Here is a 20,568-nt window from a genome sequence, read left to right as displayed (position 1 = left end):
CACAAGACCCCGTGACACCGTCGCAATTGCGCCCATGGGGTTACAAGCTTGGCAAGCGGCGCAGAACGCGCTAGAACTGAACACCCGACAACGGCTCAGGGGGCCTGTTGGCATGTGGAAGTGGCTGCGCTGGCTGCTCGTCGCACTGCTCGTCTACTACATCATCGTGTTTCCCCAGGACGCGGCAGAGTTGACGCGGACGATCGTCAACGGTGCCATCGAACTGTTCACCGGTGCCGCACAGTCCGTCGCAGCGTTCCTGAGGGCCATCGTCTGACCACTCCACCCCACGACCCACGACCCGGCGCTGAATGACGTACACCGTGCCCGTCGGTCTTCCTGATCCGACGCCGTATCTGCTGCCCGAAGAGAAGTTGCGCTTCGTCGTGCGCAGGCACCACCCCATCGTGCTGGTCCCCGCCGCCGCCATCGCGGTCGTCGTGCTGATCATCGCGTTGCTGATGCTGACGAACGCGGTGCTGTCACCGGCCACGGTGGGCGTCGCTCTGCTCGTCATCGCCGGCGGCGTTCTCTACTTCGCCTACCGCTGGATGCACTGGCGCAACACCGTGCTCGTCGTCACGAACCGGCGGCTGTTCGAGCTGGTGGCGCTGGGGATCAAGCGGGTCACGGTGATGCCGATCATGCGGCAGTCTGTCGTCTTCCGTCAGGGGCCGCTGGGCCGTGCGCTGGGGTTCGCGACCGTTCAGGTGCAGTCGGCCACGGGAGCGGTGCTGTACAACTTCAACCTCCTGGCCGACCCGATCGAGTTCCGCGACCAGATCACCAACGTCGCCGCCTGACCGCCGGTCGCAGCGACCCGCGTCGGCGCACAAGATCGTGCAGGGCTGCGTCTCACGGCGGCGCCGGGCACTCGGCACCGAGCCATCAGGACGCATCCGTCCAGGTATCAGCTGGTGGTCGCCTGTGAGCAGCTCGACACATGCCGGTTCGAGCGGCAGGTCCGCCGGAGGTGAGCAGCTGCTGACGCTGACGAGGCCGACCGGGGCGGCCCACATGCTCGGCGAGGCGCTGGCGTTGTGGAGAGGGCCTCCGGCGAGGTCGACCGGCGCATGCCGCTGCCCAGCCACCCGTTCGCGCTCAGCCCGGACGGCACCGTGATCGCCGCGGCTGCGGATCGAGCGTTCGGTCGCATTCGCCTGCGACGTCGCCGGCCGCGGAGCCGGAGCGGGAGTGCCCGACCGATCTCGCGGCGACTCGAGAACTCTGTGGGGGCCTGGTTCCACAGACGGCTGGCGGACGCCTACCGGCGGCTCTGAAACTTCGCCCTCAGGTAGTCGCGGTTCATCATGGCGATGAAGTCGATCGAGATGCCCTTCGGGCATGCGGCCTCGCACTCGGCCATGTTGGTGCAGGAGCCGAAGAACTGCTCCATCGTGTCGACCATGTCAGCGACGCGCTCGAGCCGCTCGGGCGCGCCCTGCGGCAGCATGTTCAGGTGCGAGACCTTGGCCGCCGTGAACAGCTGCGCGGCGCCGTTGGGACACGCCGCGACGCACGCGCCGCACCCGATGCACGTCGCCGCGTCCATCGCCCGCTCGGCGGTCTCCTTGGCCACCGGGATCAGGTTCGCGTCTGGCGCCGATCCCGTCGGGACCGACACATAGCCGCCGGCTTCGATGATCCGGTCGAATGCGCTGCGGTCGACCACCAGGTCCTTGATGACGGGAAAGCCCGCCGACCGCCACGGCTCGATGGTGATCTCGTCGCCGTCGCTGTAGTGACGCATGTGCAGCTGGCACGCGGCAGTACCACGTTGTGGTCCGTGGGCCTGCCCGTTGATCATCATGCCGCACGAGCCGCAGATGCCCTCGCGACAGTCGTGCTCGAACTGGATCGGCTCGGTGCCCTCGGAGATCAGCCGCTCGTTGAGCACGTCGAGCATCTCGAGGAACGACATGTCCTCGCTGACGTCGTCGATCTCGTAGGTCTCGAACCGCCCTTTGTCGCCCGGGCCGGGCTGCCTCCACACGTGCAACGTGAGCTTCATGCGGTGCTCGTCACCCTTTCTCGCTGCCTGACGGTCGTGTCGTGTCCGCGGGACGGTGACCCGCCGGACCTGACGGCGCCCCGGCGCCTGTCATTTGTAGCTGCGCTGCACGAGCTCCACATGCTCGTACTCCAACTGCTCCTTGTGGAGCGTCGGAGCGTTGCCGACGCCGTTGGACTCCCACGCGGCGACGTAGCGGTACTCCTCGTCGTCGCGCCTGGCCTCTCCGTCCTCGGTCTGGTACTCCTCGCGGAAGTGCGCGCCACACGACTCGTTGCGGTCGAGCGCGTCGACGCACATCAGCTCGGCCAGTTCGAAGAAGTCGGACACGCGCCCAGCCTTCTCGAGCGACTCGTTGAGGCTGGCGTCGTCGCCGAGCACGCGCACGTCGCTGTGGAACTCCTCGCGCAGCGCGGGGATCTCCGACAGCGCCTTCTTGAGGCTCTCCTCACTGCGCGACATCCCGCAGTAGTCCCACAGGATCTTGCCGAGCTCGCGGTGGAACCAGTCGACGCTGCGCGTCCCGCCGACCGACAGCAGGTGGTCGATGCGGCCCCGGACATCCTTGGTGACCTGCGTGAACGCGTCGTGGTCGGTGTCGACCAGTGGCTCGCCGAGCAGCGGGGCCAGGTAGTTGCCGATCGTGTACGGCAGCACGAAGTAGCCGTCGGCCAGGCCCTGCATGAGGGCGCTGGCGCCAAGGCGGTTGGCGCCGTGGTCGCTGAAGTTGGCTTCGCCGATGACGAACAGCCCGGGCACGTTGCTCATCAGGTGATAGTCCACCCACAGCCCGCCCATCGTGTAGTGCGGGGCCGGGTAGATGCGCATCGGAACCTTGTACGGGTCCTCGCCCGTGATGCGCTCGTACATCTCGAACAGGTTGCCGTACTTCTCGGTGATGGCGTCGGTGCCCAGCCGCTCGATCGCGTCGGCGAAGTCGAGGTACACGCCGTTCTCGCGCGGTCCGACCCCGTAGCCCGCGTCGACGCGTTCCTTCGCGTTGCGGCTGGCGACGTCGCGCGGCACGAGGTTGCCGAACGCCGGGTAGCGCTCCTCGAGGTAGTAGTAGCGCTCGTCCGAGGGGATGTCGCGGGGCGCGCGGCCGTCGTCAGCCTCGCGCGGCACCCAGATGCGCCCGTCGTTGCGCAAGGACTCGCTCATCAGCGTGAGCTTGGACTGGAACTCCTCACTCGGCGGGATGGCGGTCGGGTGGATCTGGGTGAAGCACGGGTTGGCGAAGTACGCCCCGCGCCGGTGTGCGCGCCAGATCGCCGTCGCGTTGCACTTCATCGCGTTCGTCGACAGGTAGAACGCGTTGGAGTACCCACCCGTCGCCAGCACGACGGCGTGGGCGCTGTGCGAGGTGATCTCGCCGGTCAACAGGTCGCGCACGACGACGCCGACGGCACGGCCGTCGACGACCACGATGTCGAGCAACTCGGTGCGGTTGTGCAGCGTGACCTTGCCGGCGTCGATCTGGCGTGCCAGCGCCTGGTAGGCGCCGAGCAGGAGCTGCTGGCCGGTCTGGCCGCGGGCATAGAACGTCCGCGACACCTGGGCACCGCCGAACGACCGGTTCGCCAGCAGGCCGCCGTACTCTCGGGCGAAGGGCACGCCCTGGGCGACCGCCTGGTCGATGATCTCGAGGCTGACCTCGGCCAGGCGGTACACGTTCGCCTCGCGCGAGCAGTAGTCGCCGCCCTTCACGGTGTCGTAGAACAGCCGGTAGATGCTGTCGCCGTCGTTCTGGTAGTTCTTCGCCGCGTTGATGCCGCCCTGCGCGGCGATCGAGTGCGCGCGCCGCGGGGAATCGTGGAAGGTGAAGACGGTGACGTTGTAGCCGAGCTCACCCATGGTCGCGGCGGCGGAGGCACCCGCCAGGCCGGTGCCGATCACGATGACCTCGAACTTGCGCTTGTTGTTGGGGTTCACCAGCTTCATGTCGAACTGGTGGTCGGTCCACAGCGAGGCGAGGTCGCCCTGCGGCACCTTGCCGTCGAGCGCGCCACCGGTCGTCAGGTTGCTCGTGTCGATTGCCACTGGTGGCTCCTCCTACCCGACGACGCCGAGCTGCACGGCGATGGGGAACGACAGGTTGGCGCCGACGGTAACGACCGCGAACGCGATCGCGAAGAACCGCCGCCAGGGGTTGAATCGCGGGCTGCTGATGCCGAGGCTCTGGAACAGGCTCCACGCGCCGTGGTACAGGTGCACGCCGAGTGCGGCGTTGGCCGCCAGGTAGAACAACGCGACGAACGGGTTGGACAGGCTCGCGACGAGGTTGTTGTAGACGTCCCCACGGACGAAGTCCGGGTTTGCCCATCCCCACGTGAGGTCGGCCAGGTGGTAGATGATGAACAGCAGCACGATGATGCCCGTCCACCGCATGGTGCGTGCCGCGAAGTCGGCGGCGATGTAGTCGCGCGGTGTCTGATAGCGCGTCGGCCGGGCCTTCTGGTTCATCCGGGTGAGGGCGTACGCGGCGTGCAGGTGCAGGGCGAGCGCGACGATCAGGCCGATCCGCAGGATCCACAACATGACGTGGTGCGGCAGGATCGGGTACAGCAGTCCCTCGCGCAGCCACTCGCCGTACGAGTTGAGGGCCTCCGGACCCAGGTACATCTTGAGGTTGCCGACCATGTGGGCGAACACGTAGCCCATCCAGACGATCCCGGTGATCGCCATGATGTACTTCTTGCCGAGCGCGGACCGATAGAACTCCAGCGCCCACGCGCTGTAGCGCACCGCCACCGGTCGTTTCGCTGTCACCTGCTGCTCTGCAGTTGCCCGACTGTCGGCCCGTGGCGGCTGCTTCGTCGTGGACATCTGTGCGCTTCCCGATCGGCTCACGTGTGGGGCTGGTCGACCCGGGCCAGTCTAGGCGACGGGGGAGCCGCACGCCTGTCATTCGATTGATGAACATATCATCTGCTTGATGTCTCAAGCGGAAGTGGGTGGCCGATGAGCAGCGAGCACGAGACCGCGTCCGGGATCCCCACGCGGGCCGTCTACCGACCCGCCGACGTGGCGGATCTCGGCTACGACGAGCTGGGCGATCCGGGCACCTACCCCTATGCCCGCGGCGTCCACGAGACGATGTACCGGGGCCGGCACTGGACCATGCGTCAGTACGCCGGGTTCGCAACCGCGGCGGCGTCAAACGCCCGCTACCGGTACCTGCTCGATCAGGGTCAGACCGGCCTGTCCGTCGCGTTCGACCTTCCGACGCAGATGGGCTATGACTCGGACCACGCGTTGGCGGCGGGCGAGGTCGGCAAGGTGGGCGTGGCCATCGACTCGCTGGCCGACATGCGGGCGCTGTTCGACGGCATCCCACTGGACGAGGTCTCGACCTCGATGACGATCAACGCGCCCGCGTCGATCCTCTTGCTGCTGTACCAGCTGGTCGGGGAGGAGCAGGGCGTCGACCCCGCCAAGCTGCGCGGTACGATCCAGAACGACGTGCTCAAGGAGTACATCGCGCGGGGCACCTACATCTTCCCGCCCGCGCCCAGCCTGCGGATCGTCACCGACACGTTCGCCTACTGCAGCCAGGTGCTGCCTGCGTTCAACACCATCTCGATCTCGGGCTACCACATGGCCGAGGCCGGGGCGACGGCGGTGCAGGAGATCGGCTTCACGCTGGCCAACGCGATCGCCTACGTCGAAGCGGCCGTCGCCGCCGGACTCGACGTCGACCAGTTCGCGCCGCGGCTGTCGTTCTTCTTCGTGGCGCGCTCGTCGTTGCTCGAGGAGGTCGCCAAGTTCCGCGCCGCCCGCCGGCTGTGGGCGCGGATCATGAGAGACCGGTTCGGCGCGACGTCGCCGAAGGCCCAGATGCTGCGCTTCCACACGCAGACGGCCGGGGTGCAGCTGACCGCTCAGCAGGCGGAGGTGAACCTGATCCGTGTCGCCATCCAGGCGCTGGCCGCGACGCTGGGTGGCACCCAGTCGCTGCACGCCAACGCGTTCGATGAGGCTCTGGCCCTGCCCAGCGAGACGGCGGCCCGTCTGGCGCTGCGCACGCAGCAGGTCGTCGCGCACGAGACCGATGTGCCACTGGTCGCCGACCCGCTGGGTGGCAGCTGGTTCATCGAGTCGCTGACCGACGAGATCGAGCGGAGGGCCGAGGCGTTGATCGCCCGCGTGGACGACCTCGGCGGTGCGGTCCCGGCGATCGACGACGGCTTCCAGAAGCAGCAGATCGAGCTGAGTGCCTACGAGCACCAGCGCCGGGTCGAGCGCGGCGAGCGCATCGTCGTCGGCGTCAACGCCTTCACCCTCGACGAGGATGTCCAACCCGAGCTGCAGCGCGTCGACGATGCGGTGCGCACAGCCCAGGCCGAGCGCCTCGTGCGGGTCCGCGCCGCACGTGACGCGACCGTCGTCGCCGACCGCCTCGACGAGGTGCGGCGGGTGGCGGCATCGTCGGACAACCTGCTCGAGCCGATGCGCGAGGCACTGCGCGCGATGGCGACCGTCGGCGAGGTCTGCGACGTGCTGCGCGGTGTGTTCGGCCGGTACCAGCCCCCGTCCGGCGTGTGATGGCGCCGCGCGAGAGACCGTGCACGGACGAGATGGAGGTGCCCCACCCCATGGCGAAGCTGTTCGGTGCCGTGCTGTGTGCGGCGCTTCTGGCGACCGTGCTGGTCACCCCCGCCGCGGCGCAGCGTCGCGCACCCGTGCGCACGACCACCGAGGGGTTCGCGTACGTGGCCGACAACGGGGATCGCGCCGGCAGCGGTCGGTTGCGGACCTATCGCATCGAGGTCGAGCCGGCCGCCGATGTGAACCTGCGGTGGGTGACGATGCACGCCGAGCGGGCGCTCGGCGACCGACGTGGCTGGACAGGCGCGGCCGACTGGGCGCTGCGGCGCGTCCGCCGGCGACCTGACATCCGGGTGCTCATCGCGACGCCGCGCACGGTCGACCGGTTGTGCGCCCGCGCCGGGCTGCGGACGATGGGACGGCTGTCCTGCTGGAACGGTCAGTTCGCCGCCATCAACGTCAACCGCTGGAGGCGCGGCTCGGCAGGGTTCACCGGCCCGCTGAGGACGTACCGGCGGTACGTCCTCAACCACGAGGTCGGTCACGGGCTGGGCTACGACCACCGTTCGTGCCCCCGGCCGGGTGCGCGAGCCCCCGTGATGCAGCAGCAGACCATCGTCACCCGGCCGTGTCGCGCGAACGGCTGGCCCGCGCTCGATCCGTGACCCCGGTCGCGCGCCGTCGGCCGTGGTCGACGTGGCGCGCGCCCGGCCATCCCGGTGTCGCGCGGTGCTGGGTCGACGCGACGGGGTACTAGGCTGCGCGTCCGGACGAGCGACCACCGGGGGTCCACATGCACATCGTGATCATCGGCGGCGGGCCAGCGGGCTACGAGGCCGCGCTGGTGGCAGCCGAACACGGCACGCGGGTCACCGTGGTGTCCAACGAAGGGCTCGGTGGCAACAGCGTGCTGTGGGACTGCGTGCCCTCGAAGGCGTTGATCGTGTCGGCCGACGCCATGGGCTGGATGCAGTCCGCGGACCGGCTGGGGGTACGGCTGGCCGACGGCACCGAGGTGCACGCGAGCTCCGTGGTCGACATGGCGTCGGTCATCGAACGCGTCGCCACGCTCGCGCGCAACCAGTCCGACGACATCGCCGACAAGCTCGACCGGGCCGGCGTCGAGGTCGTGCGGGGACGCGGCCGGTTGACCGGTCCGTGCAACGTGGCGGTCACGCCCGACGACGGCGACAACTACGAGATCAGCAGCGACATGGTGCTGATCTCGACGGGGTCCAACCCCCGGATCCTTCCGTTCTTCCAACCCGACGGTGAGCGCGTGTTCACCGCCCGCGAGCTGTTCCGGTTGCGGGAGCTGCCGGAGCGTCTGATCGTCGTTGGATCGGGCGCCACCGGAGCCGAGTACGCGCATGCGTTCTCACGGTTCGGCGCCGAGGTCCACCTCGTGTCCAGCCGCGAGCAGGTGCTGCCGAGCGAGGATCCCGATGCTGCGAACGTCATCGAGGACAGCTTCGAGCGGTGGGGGATGACCATCCACCGCCAGCGGCGGGCGGTCGACGTCGACGTGACCGGGGACGGTGTCCGCGTGCGCGCGGAACTGTCGAAGGACGGCGAGGTCGTCGAGGGCCGCGGCGAGTGGCTCGAGGGCAGCCACGTGCTGTTCTGCGTCGGCCAGGTGCCGGCCTCGGACGATCTCGGCCTCGACGCCGTCGGCGTCGACGTCGAGGAGCGGGGGGCGATCCCCGTCGACGGGGTGGGCCGCACGAACGTGCTCACGATCTACGCGGCCGGCGATGTCACGGGCGGGATGATGCTCGCCAGCACGGCCGCCATGCAGGGTCGCAACGCCATCTGGCATTTCATCGGCAAGAGCGTGCAGCCGCTGCGGTCGGACGTGATCGCGCGGTGCGTGTTCACCAACCCGGAGGTCGCCTCCGTCGGCATCCCGGCGGAGCGGGTCGCCGAGCACGGATCCAACGCGATCGAGACGGTCCGGCTCGACTTCTTCAGCAACCCGCGGGCCAAGATGACCGAGCACACCGAGGGCTTCGTCAAGCTGCATGCCCGGCGCGGTTCGGGCACCGTGCTGGGCGGTGTCGTGGTGGCCGACAGCGCCAGCGACCTGGTGACGCCGCTCAGCGTCGCGGTGCGCAACCGCCTGACCGTCGAGCAGATCGCGCACGCGTTCACGATCTACCCGTCGATGGCGGGGTCGCTGCAGGAGACCGCCCGTCAGGTGCTCGCCAGGCAGCCCGACGAAGCGGTGTACTGATATGGTCTAGACCCGTGGCCACGCCGTGCACGGACGCCACCACGCGGCGCTGAGCTTGACGGGGTGCAGGGCCTCGCGCACCCCTGCCCCCAGCTCATCGATGAGCAGCCGCGACAGCCCGGGCCCTCGCGCAGCGGTCGCGGGCCCGGCGTCGTGGCCCGGTCGCACCTCCACTCCACCAGACGCGCATCGACTGCCGATGAGGTCGCGGTCAGGACGGCGGGCGCTCGCGGTGACTGCGCAGGTCGTGGCGCTCCAGATCGCGCTCGAAGCGCGCCCAGCTGACCGACTGCACCGCGTCGGGCTGCTCCTGTGCGGCCCACCGGAAGAACAGGACGGTCATCGCCGTCCACAGCAGGATCCCGCCGCCGACCTTCAGGCTCAGGCCGGCGATCTGCTGATCCAGCACCGCGTCGATCGGATCGAACACGCGCGGTGCCAGCTCGTACAGCCGGTACAGCGGGAACCGCGAGAACGTCAGGAACGACGCGGGCACCGTGGGCAGCACCGAGAGGCCGAACAGGTACAGCAGACGCATCGGGTCGCCCAACCCACCGAGCTCGGGGACCGGTCGGACGATCGGCACCCACACGATGATCGATGCGGCCAGCCAGGCGATGTCCAGCCCGAACGACCCGAGCTGGGTGATCTTCATGGTGTCGACGACCGGCGGCAGTTGCGTGACGATCAACGTGACGTTGAACAGCAGGAACGCGACCCACGGGAAGGTCAGCACCTGCGCGAGGCGCAGCCGCCGTCGCGGTCGGTCACCTGAGCCGCCGTCGACGCCGAGCAGCGCGCGCAGCATCCACGGGGGCGTGCCGACCAGCAGCAGTGGCGCGACCCCGAAGGTCAGCAGCAGCATCCGCAACGCGGCGATGCTGGCGAGGTACCCGGCACCCAGGGGTCCCAGCGGCCACTCCGACGACACGACCAGCAGCACGAGCGCGGCGGTGAACCGCACCGCGTAGTGGCCCGACGACGGCGACCGCGGTGCGGTCGACGTGTGATGGTGCCACATCGCGAACGCGTACGCACCACCGAGCGCGGCAGCGAGCAGCCAGACGCCGAGCAGCGGCCGGTACTCCCAGGTCCATGGTTGGCCCAGCGTCCCGGAGCACCACCAACTGATCTGGTCCACGTCATCCACCCGTCCGGTCAGGCGCCTCGCTCGGTCGCGGCCTCATGACCACTCCCGCACCAGCTTCGGCAGGTCCTCCACCCATTGTGACTGTCGTGTGCCGAACGGGTAGGCGAGCCGCGCACGTCCCGTGGTGTCGAAGGCGAACACCTGCGAGGGATGACCGACCGTGTAGCCGTGGCCGTCCCGGCCCTGCCCGTCGTCGTCCTCCTCGATCGTCGACGGCGGCAGCCCCAGACCATGCAGCACCGCGTCGACCTCCTCGCGCGGCGCCCACAGGCCGATGAACGAGCGGTCGAAGGTCTCGAGGAACTCGCCGAGCACCTCGGGCGTGTCCCGCTCCGGGTCGGCGGTGACGAGCACGACGTTCACCTGGGCCGGGTCCACGGTGGTCTCGTCCAGCGCCGCAGCGATGTTGGCCATGTGGACCGGGCACATGTCCGGGCAGTTCGTGTACCCGAAGTAGACCAGCGTCGGGCGCTCGCGCATCGCTGCGGCGAGGTCGAACGGCCGGCCGTCGGCGGCGGTGAATGACTGCGCGGGCATCCGCGGCGCGCCGTCGACCGCCACGCCGTTCCACCCCGGTGCCGTCACGGCCGCGTCGTCTGCGGCCGCCAGCGTCGCCGTCGTCGTCGTGGGAGTGCATCCGGCGATCGCAGCCAGCGCTGTGAGCGCGGCCAGCAGCCGGAGCACACCCCTGACGCGCAGGTGGTTCGTCATCACGGTGACTGTACGGGTCTGGCAAGTGGTCCGCCGCGCCGCGCGGATCGTCGACGGTCAGCCCAGCGCCGCGGCGACGACAGGGTGTGTGATCTCGCCGTCGCGCACGTTGAGGGCACCCTCGAGCTTCGTGGATCCGGGATCGGACGCCAGCGCGAGCAGGCGCGGCGCCACAGCGGCGGACAGCGCGCGGCTGGCGGTCCGCGGGTACTGGCCGGGCACGTTGGTCACGCAGTAATGGACGACGTCGTGGGCCGTGTACACCGGTTCGGACAACGTGGTCGGTCGCGCGGTCGCGATGCAGCCGCCCTGGTCGATCGCCAGATCGACGATCACCGAACCCGGGCGCATCGACGCGACGTGCTCCTCGGTCACCACCACGGGTGCGCGCGCTCCGGGCACCAACGCGGCGCCGATGACCAGATCGGCGTCGCGCACGACCTCGCCGACCGCCCGCTCGTTCGACGCGACCGTGGTCGTGACGTCCCCGTCGTGGGCGGCCTCACCAAGGCGGGCGAGGTCCACGTCGACACCGACCACGACCGCGTCGAGTCCCTTGGCACCGCGCGCCGCCAGCCCGCCCGCGACCCCGAGCCCGACCACCACCACCCGGGCCTGCGGAACGCCCGCCGCCCCGCCGATCAGGACACCCGACCCGCCGCGGTGGGCGGCGAGGTAGCTGGCGCCGGCGATCGGCGCGACGCGTCCTGCGATCTCGCTCATCGGCGCCAGCAGCGGCAACTTGCCTTTCTCGGTCAGGGTCTCGTACGCGAACGCGGTGACCCCGCTGTCGATCAGCGCGTCCGCCAGGCGCGGTTCGGCGGCCAGGTGCAGGTACGTGAACAGCGTCAGGTCGTCGCGGAAGTGGTCGTACTCCTCCGGTTGCGGCTCCTTGACCTTGACCACCAGGTCGGCCGCCCACGCCTCGGCGGCCGTATCCACGATCTCGGCGCCGACCTTCGCGTACTCGGCGTCGTCGAATCCGGCGCCCGCTCCCGCGCCCGCCTGCACGACCACGTCATGGTCGTCGCGCACGGCCGCCGAGACGGCGTTCGGGTCCAGCGCGACCCGCTGCTCGCGGTCCTTGATCTCGGTCGGTAGGCCGATGCGCATGTGTGCTCCTCCTGGATCGGTGGTTGTCGTCGCGTCTCAGGGCGCGCTGGTGCCCGGCCCGCCCGCTGACCGGTCGGGCTCGGGTGCCCCGAGGCGCGGGTGGAGCCGCAGGACCGCCTCGCCCAGCACGATGTCGAGCGTGTCGACGAGCTCGCCGAGCACCGCACGATCCGCGACGAGCGGTGGCGAGATCTGGATCACCGGTTCGTCGCGGTCGTCGGCACGGCAGATGAGCCCGAGCTCCAACAGGCGACGCGACAGGAAGCCCCGCAGCAGCTCCTCGGACTCCCGGTCGTCGAACCCGATCCTGCGGTCGCGATCCTTGACCAGCTCCAGCGCCCAGAAGTACCCCGTGCCGCGCACGTCGCCGACGATCTCGTGACGTCGATACAGCTCGCGGAGCTGTTCGCCGAACCAGGCCTCGTTGCGTTGCACGTTGCCGAGCACGTCGTCGGACTCGAACACGCCGATGTTGGCGCTCGCGACGGCGCACGCCACCGGATGCCCGCCCCACGTTGATCCGTGGAGGAACATGTCGGTCGGTTCCTTGTTGAGCGCGCGCGCGAGCTCGCTGCGGAACACCATGCCGCCCAGCGGCGCATAAGCGGACGTGACGCCCTTGGCAAACGTGATGATGTCGGGCAGGTAGTCGTACCTCTCGGCACCGGTCCACGTGCCGAGCCGCCCGAACGCGCAGATCACCTCGTCGGACACCAGCAACACGCCGTGCCGGTCGCAGATGTCGCGGACCCGCTGGAAGTACCCCTCGGGGGGCAGGAAGCAGCCGCCGGCGTTCTGCACGGGCTCCAGGAAGACAGCCGACACGGTCTCGGGGCCAGCCTGCTCGATCGCCTCCTCGATCGCCCCTGCCGGGTCGTCGGTCTGCGGCCGGTAGCTGTTGGTGTTCGCGACGTGGATGTGGCCGGGTGCCAACGGCTCGAACGGCTCCGTCAGCGACTGCAGACCGGTGACGCCCAGAGCGCCCAGCGTGGTGCCGTGGTACGCGTAGTGGCGGCTGATGATCTTGTGCCGCTGCGGGTCGCCGCGTGCGGCGTGGTACTGGCGCGCGAGCTTGAGTGCCGACTCGACGGCCTCGGATCCGGAGTTGACGAAGAACGCGTGGTTCAGGTCGGCGGGGAAGCGCTCGGCGAGCTGCGCGGCAAGGTCGATCGCCGGCTGGTGCGCCGTCGCCCAGTTGGTCGCGAACGGCAGCTTGCGCATCTGCCGCGCGGCCGCCTCGACCATCTCGGGACGTCCGTAACCGACCTGCACGCAGAACAGGGCCGACAGGCCGTCGAGGTAGCGGTGGCCCTCCACGTCCCAGACGTAGCACCCCTCGCCCCGGTCGAGCACCGGGATCGATGGTTCGGGGCCCATCCAGTCGTTCGTGCGCGTGAAGTGCAGCCACAGGTGTCCGTCTGCCAGCGTGTGGGCGCTATTCGACTGGTCGTGACCTACCGCTTCGCTGCTTGAGGTCATTCGCTCATCCTTCGATGTTGCTCATGACGTGCTTGATCCGCGTGTACTCCTCGAACCCGTACATCGACAGGTCCTTGCCGTGGCCGGTGTGCTTGAAGCCACCGTGGGGCATCTCCGCAACGACCGGGATGTGCGTGTTGATCCACACGGTGCCGAAGTCCAGGCCGGCCGCCATGCGCATCGCGCGGCCGTGGTCACGGGTCCACACGCTGGCCGCCAGGCCGTACTCGACGTCGTTGCCCCAGGCCAGTGCCTTCTGCTCGTCGTCGAAGCGCTGGACGGTGATGACCGGACCGAAGATCTCCGTCTGGATCATCTCATCATCCTGGTGCAGGTCGGCCACGACGGTCGGCGCCCAGAAGAACCCGCCATCACCCGTCCGCGCCCCGCCGGTGACGACCTGCGCGTGGTCCGGTCGGCGCTCGAAGAAGCCGGCCACGCGTGCGAGCTGCTCGGAGTTGTTGAGCGGTCCGTAGTCGACACCGTCCTCGTACGGGCCACCCGTCCTCGTCGACCGCGCCTGGTCGGCCAGTGCGGTGACGACGTCGTCGTGGATGCCGGGTGCGGCCAGCACCCGGGTGGCCGCCGTGCAGTCCTGGCCGGCGTTGTAGTAGGCCGCGCCGGCGATGATCTCGGCCGCAGCGTCGAGGTCGGCGTCGTCGAACACGATGACGGGCGCCTTGCCGCCCAGCTCGAGGTGGACGCGTTTGAGGTCGGCGGCGGCGGCCTCTGCGACCTGCATGCCCGCACGCACGCTCCCGGTGACCGACACCATGTCGGGGATGTCGTGGGCCACCAGGGCCCGCCCCGTGTCCCGGTCCCCGCACACGACGTTGAACACGCCGGGTGGCAGGAACTCGGCCATGATCTCCGCCATCATCACCGTGCTGACCGGCGTCGTGTCCGAGGGCTTGAGCACGACCGTGTTGCCCGCGGCGATGGCGGGAGCGAACTTCCACACCGCCATCATCAGCGGGTAGTTCCACGGCGTGACCTGTGCGCACACGCCCACCGGCTCGCGGCGGATCATCGAGGTGTGTCCCGCCATGTACTCGCCGGCGGCTCGACCCTCGAGCACGCGGGCGGCGCCGGCGAAGAACCGGATCTGGTCGCACGCGTCAGGAAGCTCGCCCTCGAGCGTCATCTGGTACGGCTTGCCCGTGTTGTCGCACTCCGCGCGGATCAGCGCCTCGGCGTGCTCCTCGAACGCGTCGGCGATGCGCAGCAGCGCCCGGCTGCGCTCCGCTGGTGGCACCCGACGCCATGTGTCGAACGCACGCGCCGCCGCCCGACAGGCGGCGTCGACGTCAGCGGTGCCCGAGACCGGCGCGCGGGCGAGCTCGAGACCGGTCGACGGATCGATGAGCGGCGCAGTGGGTCCGTCTTCAGCGGGCTGCAGCCGCCCGTCGATGAAGTTCTCAACGCGGTGAAGCCGCTCCTGCCCGTGTCGCGTGGAACCAGGATCCACGGAGGTCTGCATGGGTCGTTCGGCCATGGCCGTCGCCTCCTCATGATCGCACGGTACGACAGGCGCACGTGTGCGATCAGATCCGCGGGACGTGCGTCGCCGGCCCGAGCGTAGGTTCATACCCACAGTGGGGGCTGAACGATACGTCGTGCCCATGTCGGTGTTCCATGTGGCGGCGCCGCGCGGTACCGTCCCACGCGGACAACTCCACGGCCTGTTCCACTCCTGCGGCGGGAGATCGGTGCACAGAGTGCGCAGTCAACGTGCAGTCGGCTCGGCCCTCGCGGCGACCGTCACGATGGTGCTCGTGATGACTGCGGCTCCCGCCGGCGCCGCGGCGCCGCTCCGCGACGTCGTCGACGAGGACGGGCCGTCGGGCCCCGTCGTCGAGGGGGCGGAGGATGGCGCGGCACTGACACGTGCGATGGACGTGACCGGCGATCCGCGTGCGCACATCGATGGCGTCTGGACGGATCCCGTGCAGTGGCCGTTGAGCGCCATCCACGGCATCGTCCTGCCCGACGGCACGGTCATGACGTACGGCACCGACGAGAACGGACGCAACTCCAAGGGCTTCACGTACGACGTGTGGGACCCGACGAAGGGCATGGGCGCGTCGAGCCACACGACGCTGCCGGTCGGGACGAGCACCAACCTGTTCTGCAGCGCGCAGACCGTGCTGCCGTGGAATGGCCAGGTGCTGCTGACCGGGGGCGAGGAGTACGGGTTCCCGGGCGGCACGGAGAACGACGCTGTCGACGACGTCAACCTGTTCGACCCCGCCAGCCGCACCGTCACGCGTCTCGCGGACTCGATGTCCCGCGCCCGTTGGTATCCGACGGTCACGACGATGCCCAACGGCGAGGTCCTCGTCCACGGCGGTCGCGACGACAAGCCGGACGCCACCCCGGCGACCATGCCCGAGGCCTACCACCCGACGAACGGCTGGCGGCGGTTGACCGGCGCAACGTCGTCGGACGTGTACGGCAGCGGTCGGTGGTTCTACCCGCGCAGCTGGGTGGCACCGAACGGTCGGGTGTTCATCGTGACCAAGGGTGACCGGGGCATGTGGTCGTTGAACCCGTCCGGCAGTGGGTCAATGACGAGGCTGGGGACCTACCCGGGGTCGACGACGAACAACACCACGCCGGCCGCGATGTTCGACATCGGCAGGATCCTGCTCACGAAGGCGGGGGGCCAGGCGTCGGTGATCGACATCAACGGGGCGAGCCCGCGCGTGACGCCGACCGCGTCGCTGGGGTCCTACCGCTCGTGGGCGGACGCGACCGTCCTGCCCGACGGGCAGGTGCTCGTGACCGGCGGTGCGAGCCAGACCCAGCGGCTCGCCTACGCCGTCCGCGCGGCCGAGCTGTGGGATCCGGCCACCGGCACGTGGCACCGGGGCGCGGCGGCCGCGCGGGCGCGGCTGTACCACTCCAGCGCCGTCCTCCTGCCCGACGCCACCGTGCTGACCGCCGGCGGCGGTCCGCCCGGACCGGTCGTCAACCTCAACGCGGAGATCTACCACCCGCCGTACCTGTTCGCCCGTGACGGGTCCGGTCAGCTCGCGAGCCGCCCGGTGATCACCAGCCACACCCCGGTCCGCTACGGCGGCAGCTTCGCCGTCGACCTCGGCGGCTCCCGCACGATCTCCCAGGTCGTCCTCGTCCGCTCGGGATCGACCACCCACAGCTTCGACATGGACCAGCGACGGGTGCCACTCGACTTCACGCAGAGCGGCGACACCCTGACGGTCTCCGGGCCGCCCAACGCGCGGATCGCGCCGCCCGGCCAGTACATGCTGTTCGCGATCGACAGCAACGGTGTGCCGTCCGAGGCGTCGATCCTGCGGTTGAACACCGTCAGCGCACCCAGCACCACTGCGGTCCAGGCCGGCGACCTGACGCTCGCCAACAGCGACCTGGGCGGACGCTGGATCACCGCGACGTTCAAGCGCCCGTTCGCGCGCCGACCCGTCGTGGTGGTCGGCGACGCCTCGTTCAACGGCAGTGCGCCCGTGCACACGCGCATCCGCAACGTCACGACGACTGGCTTCCAGCTCAGGCTGGAGGAGTGGCCCTACCAGGACGGCAGCCACACGTTCGAGACCATCGGCTACGTGGCGGCGGAGCCGGGCAGGCACAGGCTCGGCAACATGACCATCGAGGCGGGTGCCATGACCGGTGCGGACGGCCGTCGGCGCAGGCGCTTCTCGACGCCGTTCGACCGCGCCCCCGTCGTGCTCGCCACGGTGGCGAGCACGTTCAGCGGCCGCCCGGTCACGACGCGTATCAGCGACGTGCGCCGCGGGGACTTCAGCGTCCGCCTGCAGGGTCAGGAGTCCGATGTCACGTCGGGGCGGTTGCACGGGTCCGAGACGGTGCACCACATCGCCTTCAGCCTGGGCTCGGGGTGGCTTGCGGGCCAGCGGCTGCGCGCGGGCAGGACGAGTGCGCAGGTCACCCACCAATGGCGGACGATCTGGTTCGGTGCCAGCCGGCCGGACGGCGTGCTGTTGTCGGCGATGCAGTCCTTCAAGGGCTCGGACACCGCCACGTTGCGGTACCGCGACCTGCGTGACCGCCGCGCGCAGGTACGGGTCCACGAGGACATGTCGCGCGACCGTGAGCTGCGCCATGGGCCCGAGAAGGCGGGCTGGGTCGTGATCGGCGCACGGTGAGGCCGGGACCGGCCGGGTCGCTCAGGTGTCGACCGTGTCGACGGTGAACAGCGGGTCGCCCTGCTGGACCACGGCACCCGGTTCGACGAACACCGTGCCGATCACGCCGTCGCGGTGCGCGAGCACGTGGTTCTCCATCTTCATCGCCTCGAGGACCAGGACCAGCTCGCCGGCCTCGACCGCGTCGCCGACGGCGGCCGCCAGCTTGACCACGGTGCCCTGCATGGGCGCCGTCACGCGGGCGTCGTCACTGCCGCCGACCGAGGATGCCCTCCGCCGGCGCCGCCGCGGTGTGCCGTTCCGGTCGGCATCGTCGTCGGCGAACACCGCGACCTGCAGCGCGCGACCATCGATCTCGACCGTGTAGGTCCGTGACGGCGCCTCCGGGCCGTCGGCGGGTACCGCGTCCGTGTCCGGTGGCAGCACGCTCAGATCCCACTCCTGCTCCACGCTGATCGTCGACACCGTGCCGGCGACCATGTCGGGGTGCGCGAGCGCGAGGCGGTGGAACGGCAGGGTCGTGGGAACGCCTTCGACCACGAACTCGTCCACCGCGCGTGCCAGCGTGCGCCGCGCATGATCACGGTCGGCTCCGTAGGCGATCAACTTGGCGAGCAGCGAGTCGTACATCGACGGCACGTCCCAGCCGGCGACAACGCCGGCATCGACGCGGACACCGGGACCGGCGGGCTGTTCCCAGCGGGTGATCCGGCCAGCCGCCGGGGCGAAGCCCGCAGCCGGCCGCTCGGCATTGATGCGCACCTCGATGGCGTGCCCCCTGGGCACGAGGTCGTCGGCGGTCCACGGCAGTGCCTGGCCGGCCGCGACCCTCAGCTGCCAGTGCACCAGATCGATGCCGGTCACCAGTTCGGTGACGGGGTGCTCGACCTGGAGGCGCGTGTTCATCTCGAGGAAGTAGAACCGTCCGTCCTCGACGAGGAACTCCACGGTGCCGGCGCCGGTGTAGCCGACCTCGCGGCTCACCGCGACGGCGGCCGCCCCGAGGTCGCGCCGCAGCGCCTCGTCGAGGCCCGGCGCCGGCGCCTCCTCGATCAGCTTCTGGTGGCGCCGCTGCGTCGAGCAGTCGCGCTCGCCCAGGAACAGGCACGTGCCGTGCTCATCGGCGAGGACCTGGGCTTCGACGTGGCGGGGACGGCGCAGGTACCGCTCGACGTACACCTCGCCCCGGCCGAACGACGCGACCGCCTCACGTCTCGCCGCCTCGAGCGCCTCGTCGAGCTGCTCGGGTGCGTCGACGACGCGCAGGCCGCGGCCGCCTCCGCCGAACGCGGCCTTGACGGCGACGGGATAGCCGTGCTCCGCGGCGAAGTCGCGCACGACGTCCGCGTCCTCGGTCGGTTCGTGCGTGCCGGGCACCACCGGCACACCGGCGGCCCGGGCGTTGGCCCGCGCCGACAGCTTGTCCCCCATCGCGGTGATGGCGTCCGGACGCGGACCGACCCACACGAGGCCGGCGTCGGTCACGGCGCGCGCCGCATCAGCGCTCTCGGACAGGAAGCCGTAGCCGGGGTGGACAGCGGTCGCGCCGGACCGCTCGGCCACGGCCAGCACACGCTCCAGGTGCAGGTAGCTCTCCGCGGGTGGCGCCGGACCCAGCAGGAACGCGTCGTCGACGCCGGTCAGCCACGGGGCGCCCCGGTCGACCTCCGAGTAGACGCCGATGGTCCGGATGTCCAGCTCGCGGCACGCGCGGAAGATGCGCCAGGCGATCTCGCCACGGTTGGCGACCAGGACCGAGGCCAGCGGCGGCGTGGGTGCGGGCACGACGGAGGCAACCTTCACGTGGACACGGGTGGGCAGACGCATGCTACTTGGCCGGGCTCCGCCGGCGTCGTCGACGGGCGGTGGGCTGTCCAACGCGGTCGCGTGCGAACCGGCGCTACAATGCCGCCGTCTTCCGCCGATGCTGTGGTGATCGTCGTCGGCGGGATCCCAGCCGCGATCAATGAGGACTGCACCCGATGGGGCGACCGCTGCGCATCATCCTGACCGTCGTGACCGGTCTGCTGCTGGCGGGCTGCCTGAGCTCCGAGCCGAAGATCGCCGAGGTCGAGCAGGTCGCCGCCGTGCAGCGGGAGGCGATGCAGGCGACCGAGTCCGCCGAGGGCGGTGACGAAGGCGGCGGTGGCGAGGGCGGCGGTAGTCCGGCCACCTGGGTCGCCATCGACATCGAGTACGCGGACGCGCCACAGGAGGTGCCCGCGGGCCCGGTCGAGGTCGAGTTCGACAACCAGGGCGCCATCGAGCACAACGTCGTGATCGAGGAGCTCGGTGACGAGAAGATCCTCGAAGCGCCGGGCGGCGGCACCGACAGCGCCACCGTCGAGTTCGAGGCCGGCGAGTACACGTACTACTGCGACGTACCCGGCCACCGGGCGACCATGGAGGGCGCGCTGACGGTCAGCGGCTGAGCTCGGACGGGCTCTCGATCGGTGGGTGGCCGCGCGACTCGAGGCGCGCGGCGCGGACCCAGCGCGACGGACGCCGGGGCGACGGCTGCTTCGTGGCGACGCTGTCCCGTCGCCGCGCGTCGAGCGCTGCCGTCACGGCCGCGATCTCCAGATCGGTGGCGTCGCCGTCGAGGATGACGATGCGTGGGCCGGTCATGGTTCGCAAGTCTCGCACGGTCCGGCCCGCACGACGCCTGTTCCAACCTGTGCGACAGGTCGTGCATGACGGCCCGGTCCGCTAGGGTGAGTCGGCATCATGCGGCGAGGGGCGACGTTCACCAGTCGGAGGCTCGGATCCGTGCTGCTCGTCAGCGCGCTGGCGGCGTGCGCGCCGAGCGGGGCCGATCCCGCGATGGAATGGACGGCGTTCGACGAGACCGCGTGCCCGGAGAGCTCGGACGCCGCGAACTGCTTCGTGCTGCGCGCCGAGAGCCAGGGCACCCGTGACGGCAAGGGGCTGTGCGAGGTGCACGCGATCGGTGAGGACGGCGCGCACCTGTCCACGGCGGCGTCGTTCGGGCCGGTGGCGCTGTCGCCCGGCATGACGTTCGAGTGGCTGGTCGAGCTGCCGGCCGTGGACGAGCCGTCCTTTGACGGCTGGCTGCCCGAGTGCGTCGCCTCGGCCGCCGGCTGAGCGCGTCCGCGGACACCTCGGCGCGTCGGCGATCACGGTCCCCAAGGGTTGCGCCGGATCCGGCCTCGGT

At 70.2% G+C, this 20,568-nt stretch carries 18 protein-coding genes; 8 read left to right on the top strand and 10 right to left on the bottom strand.

What is annotated here, in order from left to right; translation table 11 throughout:
* Positions 1-112 precede the first annotated feature (112 nt).
* Positions 113-277: a hypothetical protein gene (locus tag VFZ70_03115; protein HEX6254779.1), complete on the top strand. Its 165-nt coding sequence runs from the start codon at positions 113-115 to the stop codon at positions 275-277.
* Positions 278-311: 34 nt separating this feature from the next.
* On the top strand, positions 312-803 hold the full coding sequence (locus VFZ70_03110) for a PH domain-containing protein (protein ID HEX6254778.1): 492 nt from the start codon (positions 312-314) through the stop codon (positions 801-803).
* A gap of 461 nt (positions 804-1,264) precedes the next feature.
* On the opposite strand, the gene VFZ70_03105 is transcribed toward VFZ70_03110, so the two are convergent.
* From VFZ70_03105 to VFZ70_03095, 3 genes are all read right to left on the bottom strand, one after another.
* Positions 1,265-2,011 (bottom strand): succinate dehydrogenase/fumarate reductase iron-sulfur subunit, encoded by a 747-nt coding sequence (locus tag VFZ70_03105; protein ID HEX6254777.1) that lies wholly within the window; start codon positions 2,009-2,011, stop codon positions 1,265-1,267.
* A gap of 90 nt (positions 2,012-2,101) precedes the next feature.
* Positions 2,102-4,051 carry a fumarate reductase/succinate dehydrogenase flavoprotein subunit gene (locus tag VFZ70_03100; GenBank protein ID HEX6254776.1) on the bottom strand — a complete coding sequence of 650 codons (1,950 nt, stop codon included), beginning with the start codon at positions 4,049-4,051 and terminating at the stop codon, positions 2,102-2,104.
* A gap of 12 nt (positions 4,052-4,063) precedes the next feature.
* Positions 4,064-4,756 (bottom strand): succinate dehydrogenase cytochrome b subunit, encoded by a 693-nt coding sequence (locus VFZ70_03095; protein ID HEX6254775.1) that lies wholly within the window; start codon positions 4,754-4,756, stop codon positions 4,064-4,066.
* Positions 4,757-4,972: 216 nt separating this feature from the next.
* On the opposite strand from VFZ70_03095, the gene VFZ70_03090 reads away from it, so the two are divergent.
* The 3 genes from VFZ70_03090 to VFZ70_03080 all read left to right on the top strand — a co-directional run bounded on the left by VFZ70_03090 (position 4,973) and on the right by VFZ70_03080 (position 8,792).
* Positions 4,973-6,556, top strand: coding sequence for a methylmalonyl-CoA mutase family protein (locus tag VFZ70_03090; protein ID HEX6254774.1), 1,584 nt, complete (start codon positions 4,973-4,975; stop codon positions 6,554-6,556).
* Positions 6,557-6,606: 50 nt separating this feature from the next.
* Positions 6,607-7,224 (top strand): DUF3152 domain-containing protein, encoded by a 618-nt coding sequence (locus tag VFZ70_03085; GenBank protein HEX6254773.1) that lies wholly within the window; start codon positions 6,607-6,609, stop codon positions 7,222-7,224.
* Between the two features lie 128 nt (positions 7,225-7,352).
* Entirely contained in the window at positions 7,353-8,792 is a 1,440-nt protein-coding gene (locus VFZ70_03080) for an NAD(P)H-quinone dehydrogenase (protein ID HEX6254772.1), read from the top strand.
* A gap of 211 nt (positions 8,793-9,003) precedes the next feature.
* On the opposite strand, the gene VFZ70_03075 is transcribed toward VFZ70_03080, so the two are convergent.
* The 5 genes from VFZ70_03075 to VFZ70_03055 are packed head-to-tail and all read right to left on the bottom strand — an operon-like array spanning position 9,004 to position 14,740.
* Positions 9,004-9,933, bottom strand: a complete 930-nt coding sequence (locus VFZ70_03075) for a cytochrome c oxidase assembly protein (protein HEX6254771.1) — start codon at positions 9,931-9,933, stop codon at positions 9,004-9,006.
* A gap of 42 nt (positions 9,934-9,975) precedes the next feature.
* Positions 9,976-10,653, bottom strand: a complete 678-nt coding sequence (locus VFZ70_03070) for an SCO family protein (protein ID HEX6254770.1) — start codon at positions 10,651-10,653, stop codon at positions 9,976-9,978.
* Positions 10,654-10,710: 57 nt separating this feature from the next.
* Complete coding sequence (ald, locus tag VFZ70_03065; GenBank protein ID HEX6254769.1) at positions 10,711-11,766, bottom strand: alanine dehydrogenase; 1,056 nt, start codon at positions 11,764-11,766, stop codon at positions 10,711-10,713.
* Positions 11,767-11,802: 36 nt separating this feature from the next.
* Positions 11,803-13,245 carry an aspartate aminotransferase family protein gene (locus VFZ70_03060; protein ID HEX6254768.1) on the bottom strand — a complete coding sequence of 481 codons (1,443 nt, stop codon included), beginning with the start codon at positions 13,243-13,245 and terminating at the stop codon, positions 11,803-11,805.
* 4 nt (positions 13,246-13,249) lie between these two features.
* Entirely contained in the window at positions 13,250-14,740 is a 1,491-nt protein-coding gene (locus tag VFZ70_03055) for an aminobutyraldehyde dehydrogenase (protein ID HEX6254767.1), read from the bottom strand.
* A 283-nt stretch (positions 14,741-15,023) separates the two neighbouring features.
* On the opposite strand from VFZ70_03055, the gene VFZ70_03050 reads away from it, so the two are divergent.
* Complete coding sequence (locus VFZ70_03050; protein HEX6254766.1) at positions 15,024-17,393, top strand: galactose oxidase-like domain-containing protein; 2,370 nt, start codon at positions 15,024-15,026, stop codon at positions 17,391-17,393.
* A 21-nt stretch (positions 17,394-17,414) separates the two neighbouring features.
* Here VFZ70_03050 and VFZ70_03045 read toward each other — a convergent pair whose 3' ends face one another.
* The gene (locus tag VFZ70_03045) at positions 17,415-19,178 is read right to left on the bottom strand and encodes a biotin carboxylase N-terminal domain-containing protein (GenBank protein HEX6254765.1); all 1,764 of its coding nucleotides are present in this window, start codon (positions 19,176-19,178) and stop codon (positions 17,415-17,417) included.
* Positions 19,179-19,375: 197 nt separating this feature from the next.
* Between VFZ70_03045 and VFZ70_03040 the strand changes: the two genes are divergently transcribed.
* On the top strand, positions 19,376-19,825 hold the full coding sequence (locus tag VFZ70_03040) for a plastocyanin/azurin family copper-binding protein (GenBank protein ID HEX6254764.1): 450 nt from the start codon (positions 19,376-19,378) through the stop codon (positions 19,823-19,825).
* On the opposite strand, the gene VFZ70_03035 is transcribed toward VFZ70_03040, so the two are convergent.
* Positions 19,815-20,021, bottom strand: coding sequence for an acyl-CoA carboxylase epsilon subunit (locus VFZ70_03035; protein ID HEX6254763.1), 207 nt, complete (start codon positions 20,019-20,021; stop codon positions 19,815-19,817). The two genes, VFZ70_03040 and VFZ70_03035, sit on opposite strands and share 11 nt — an antisense overlap.
* Positions 20,022-20,162: 141 nt before the next feature.
* Between VFZ70_03035 and VFZ70_03030 the strand changes: the two genes are divergently transcribed.
* Complete coding sequence (locus VFZ70_03030; protein ID HEX6254762.1) at positions 20,163-20,498, top strand: hypothetical protein; 336 nt, start codon at positions 20,163-20,165, stop codon at positions 20,496-20,498.
* Positions 20,499-20,568 lie beyond the last annotated feature (70 nt).

This window comes from Euzebyales bacterium (assembly GCA_036374135.1).
In the GTDB taxonomy this organism is placed as follows: Bacteria; Actinomycetota; Nitriliruptoria; order Euzebyales; family JAHELV01; genus JAHELV01.
This window is presented reverse-complemented; position numbering and strand designations above follow the sequence as displayed.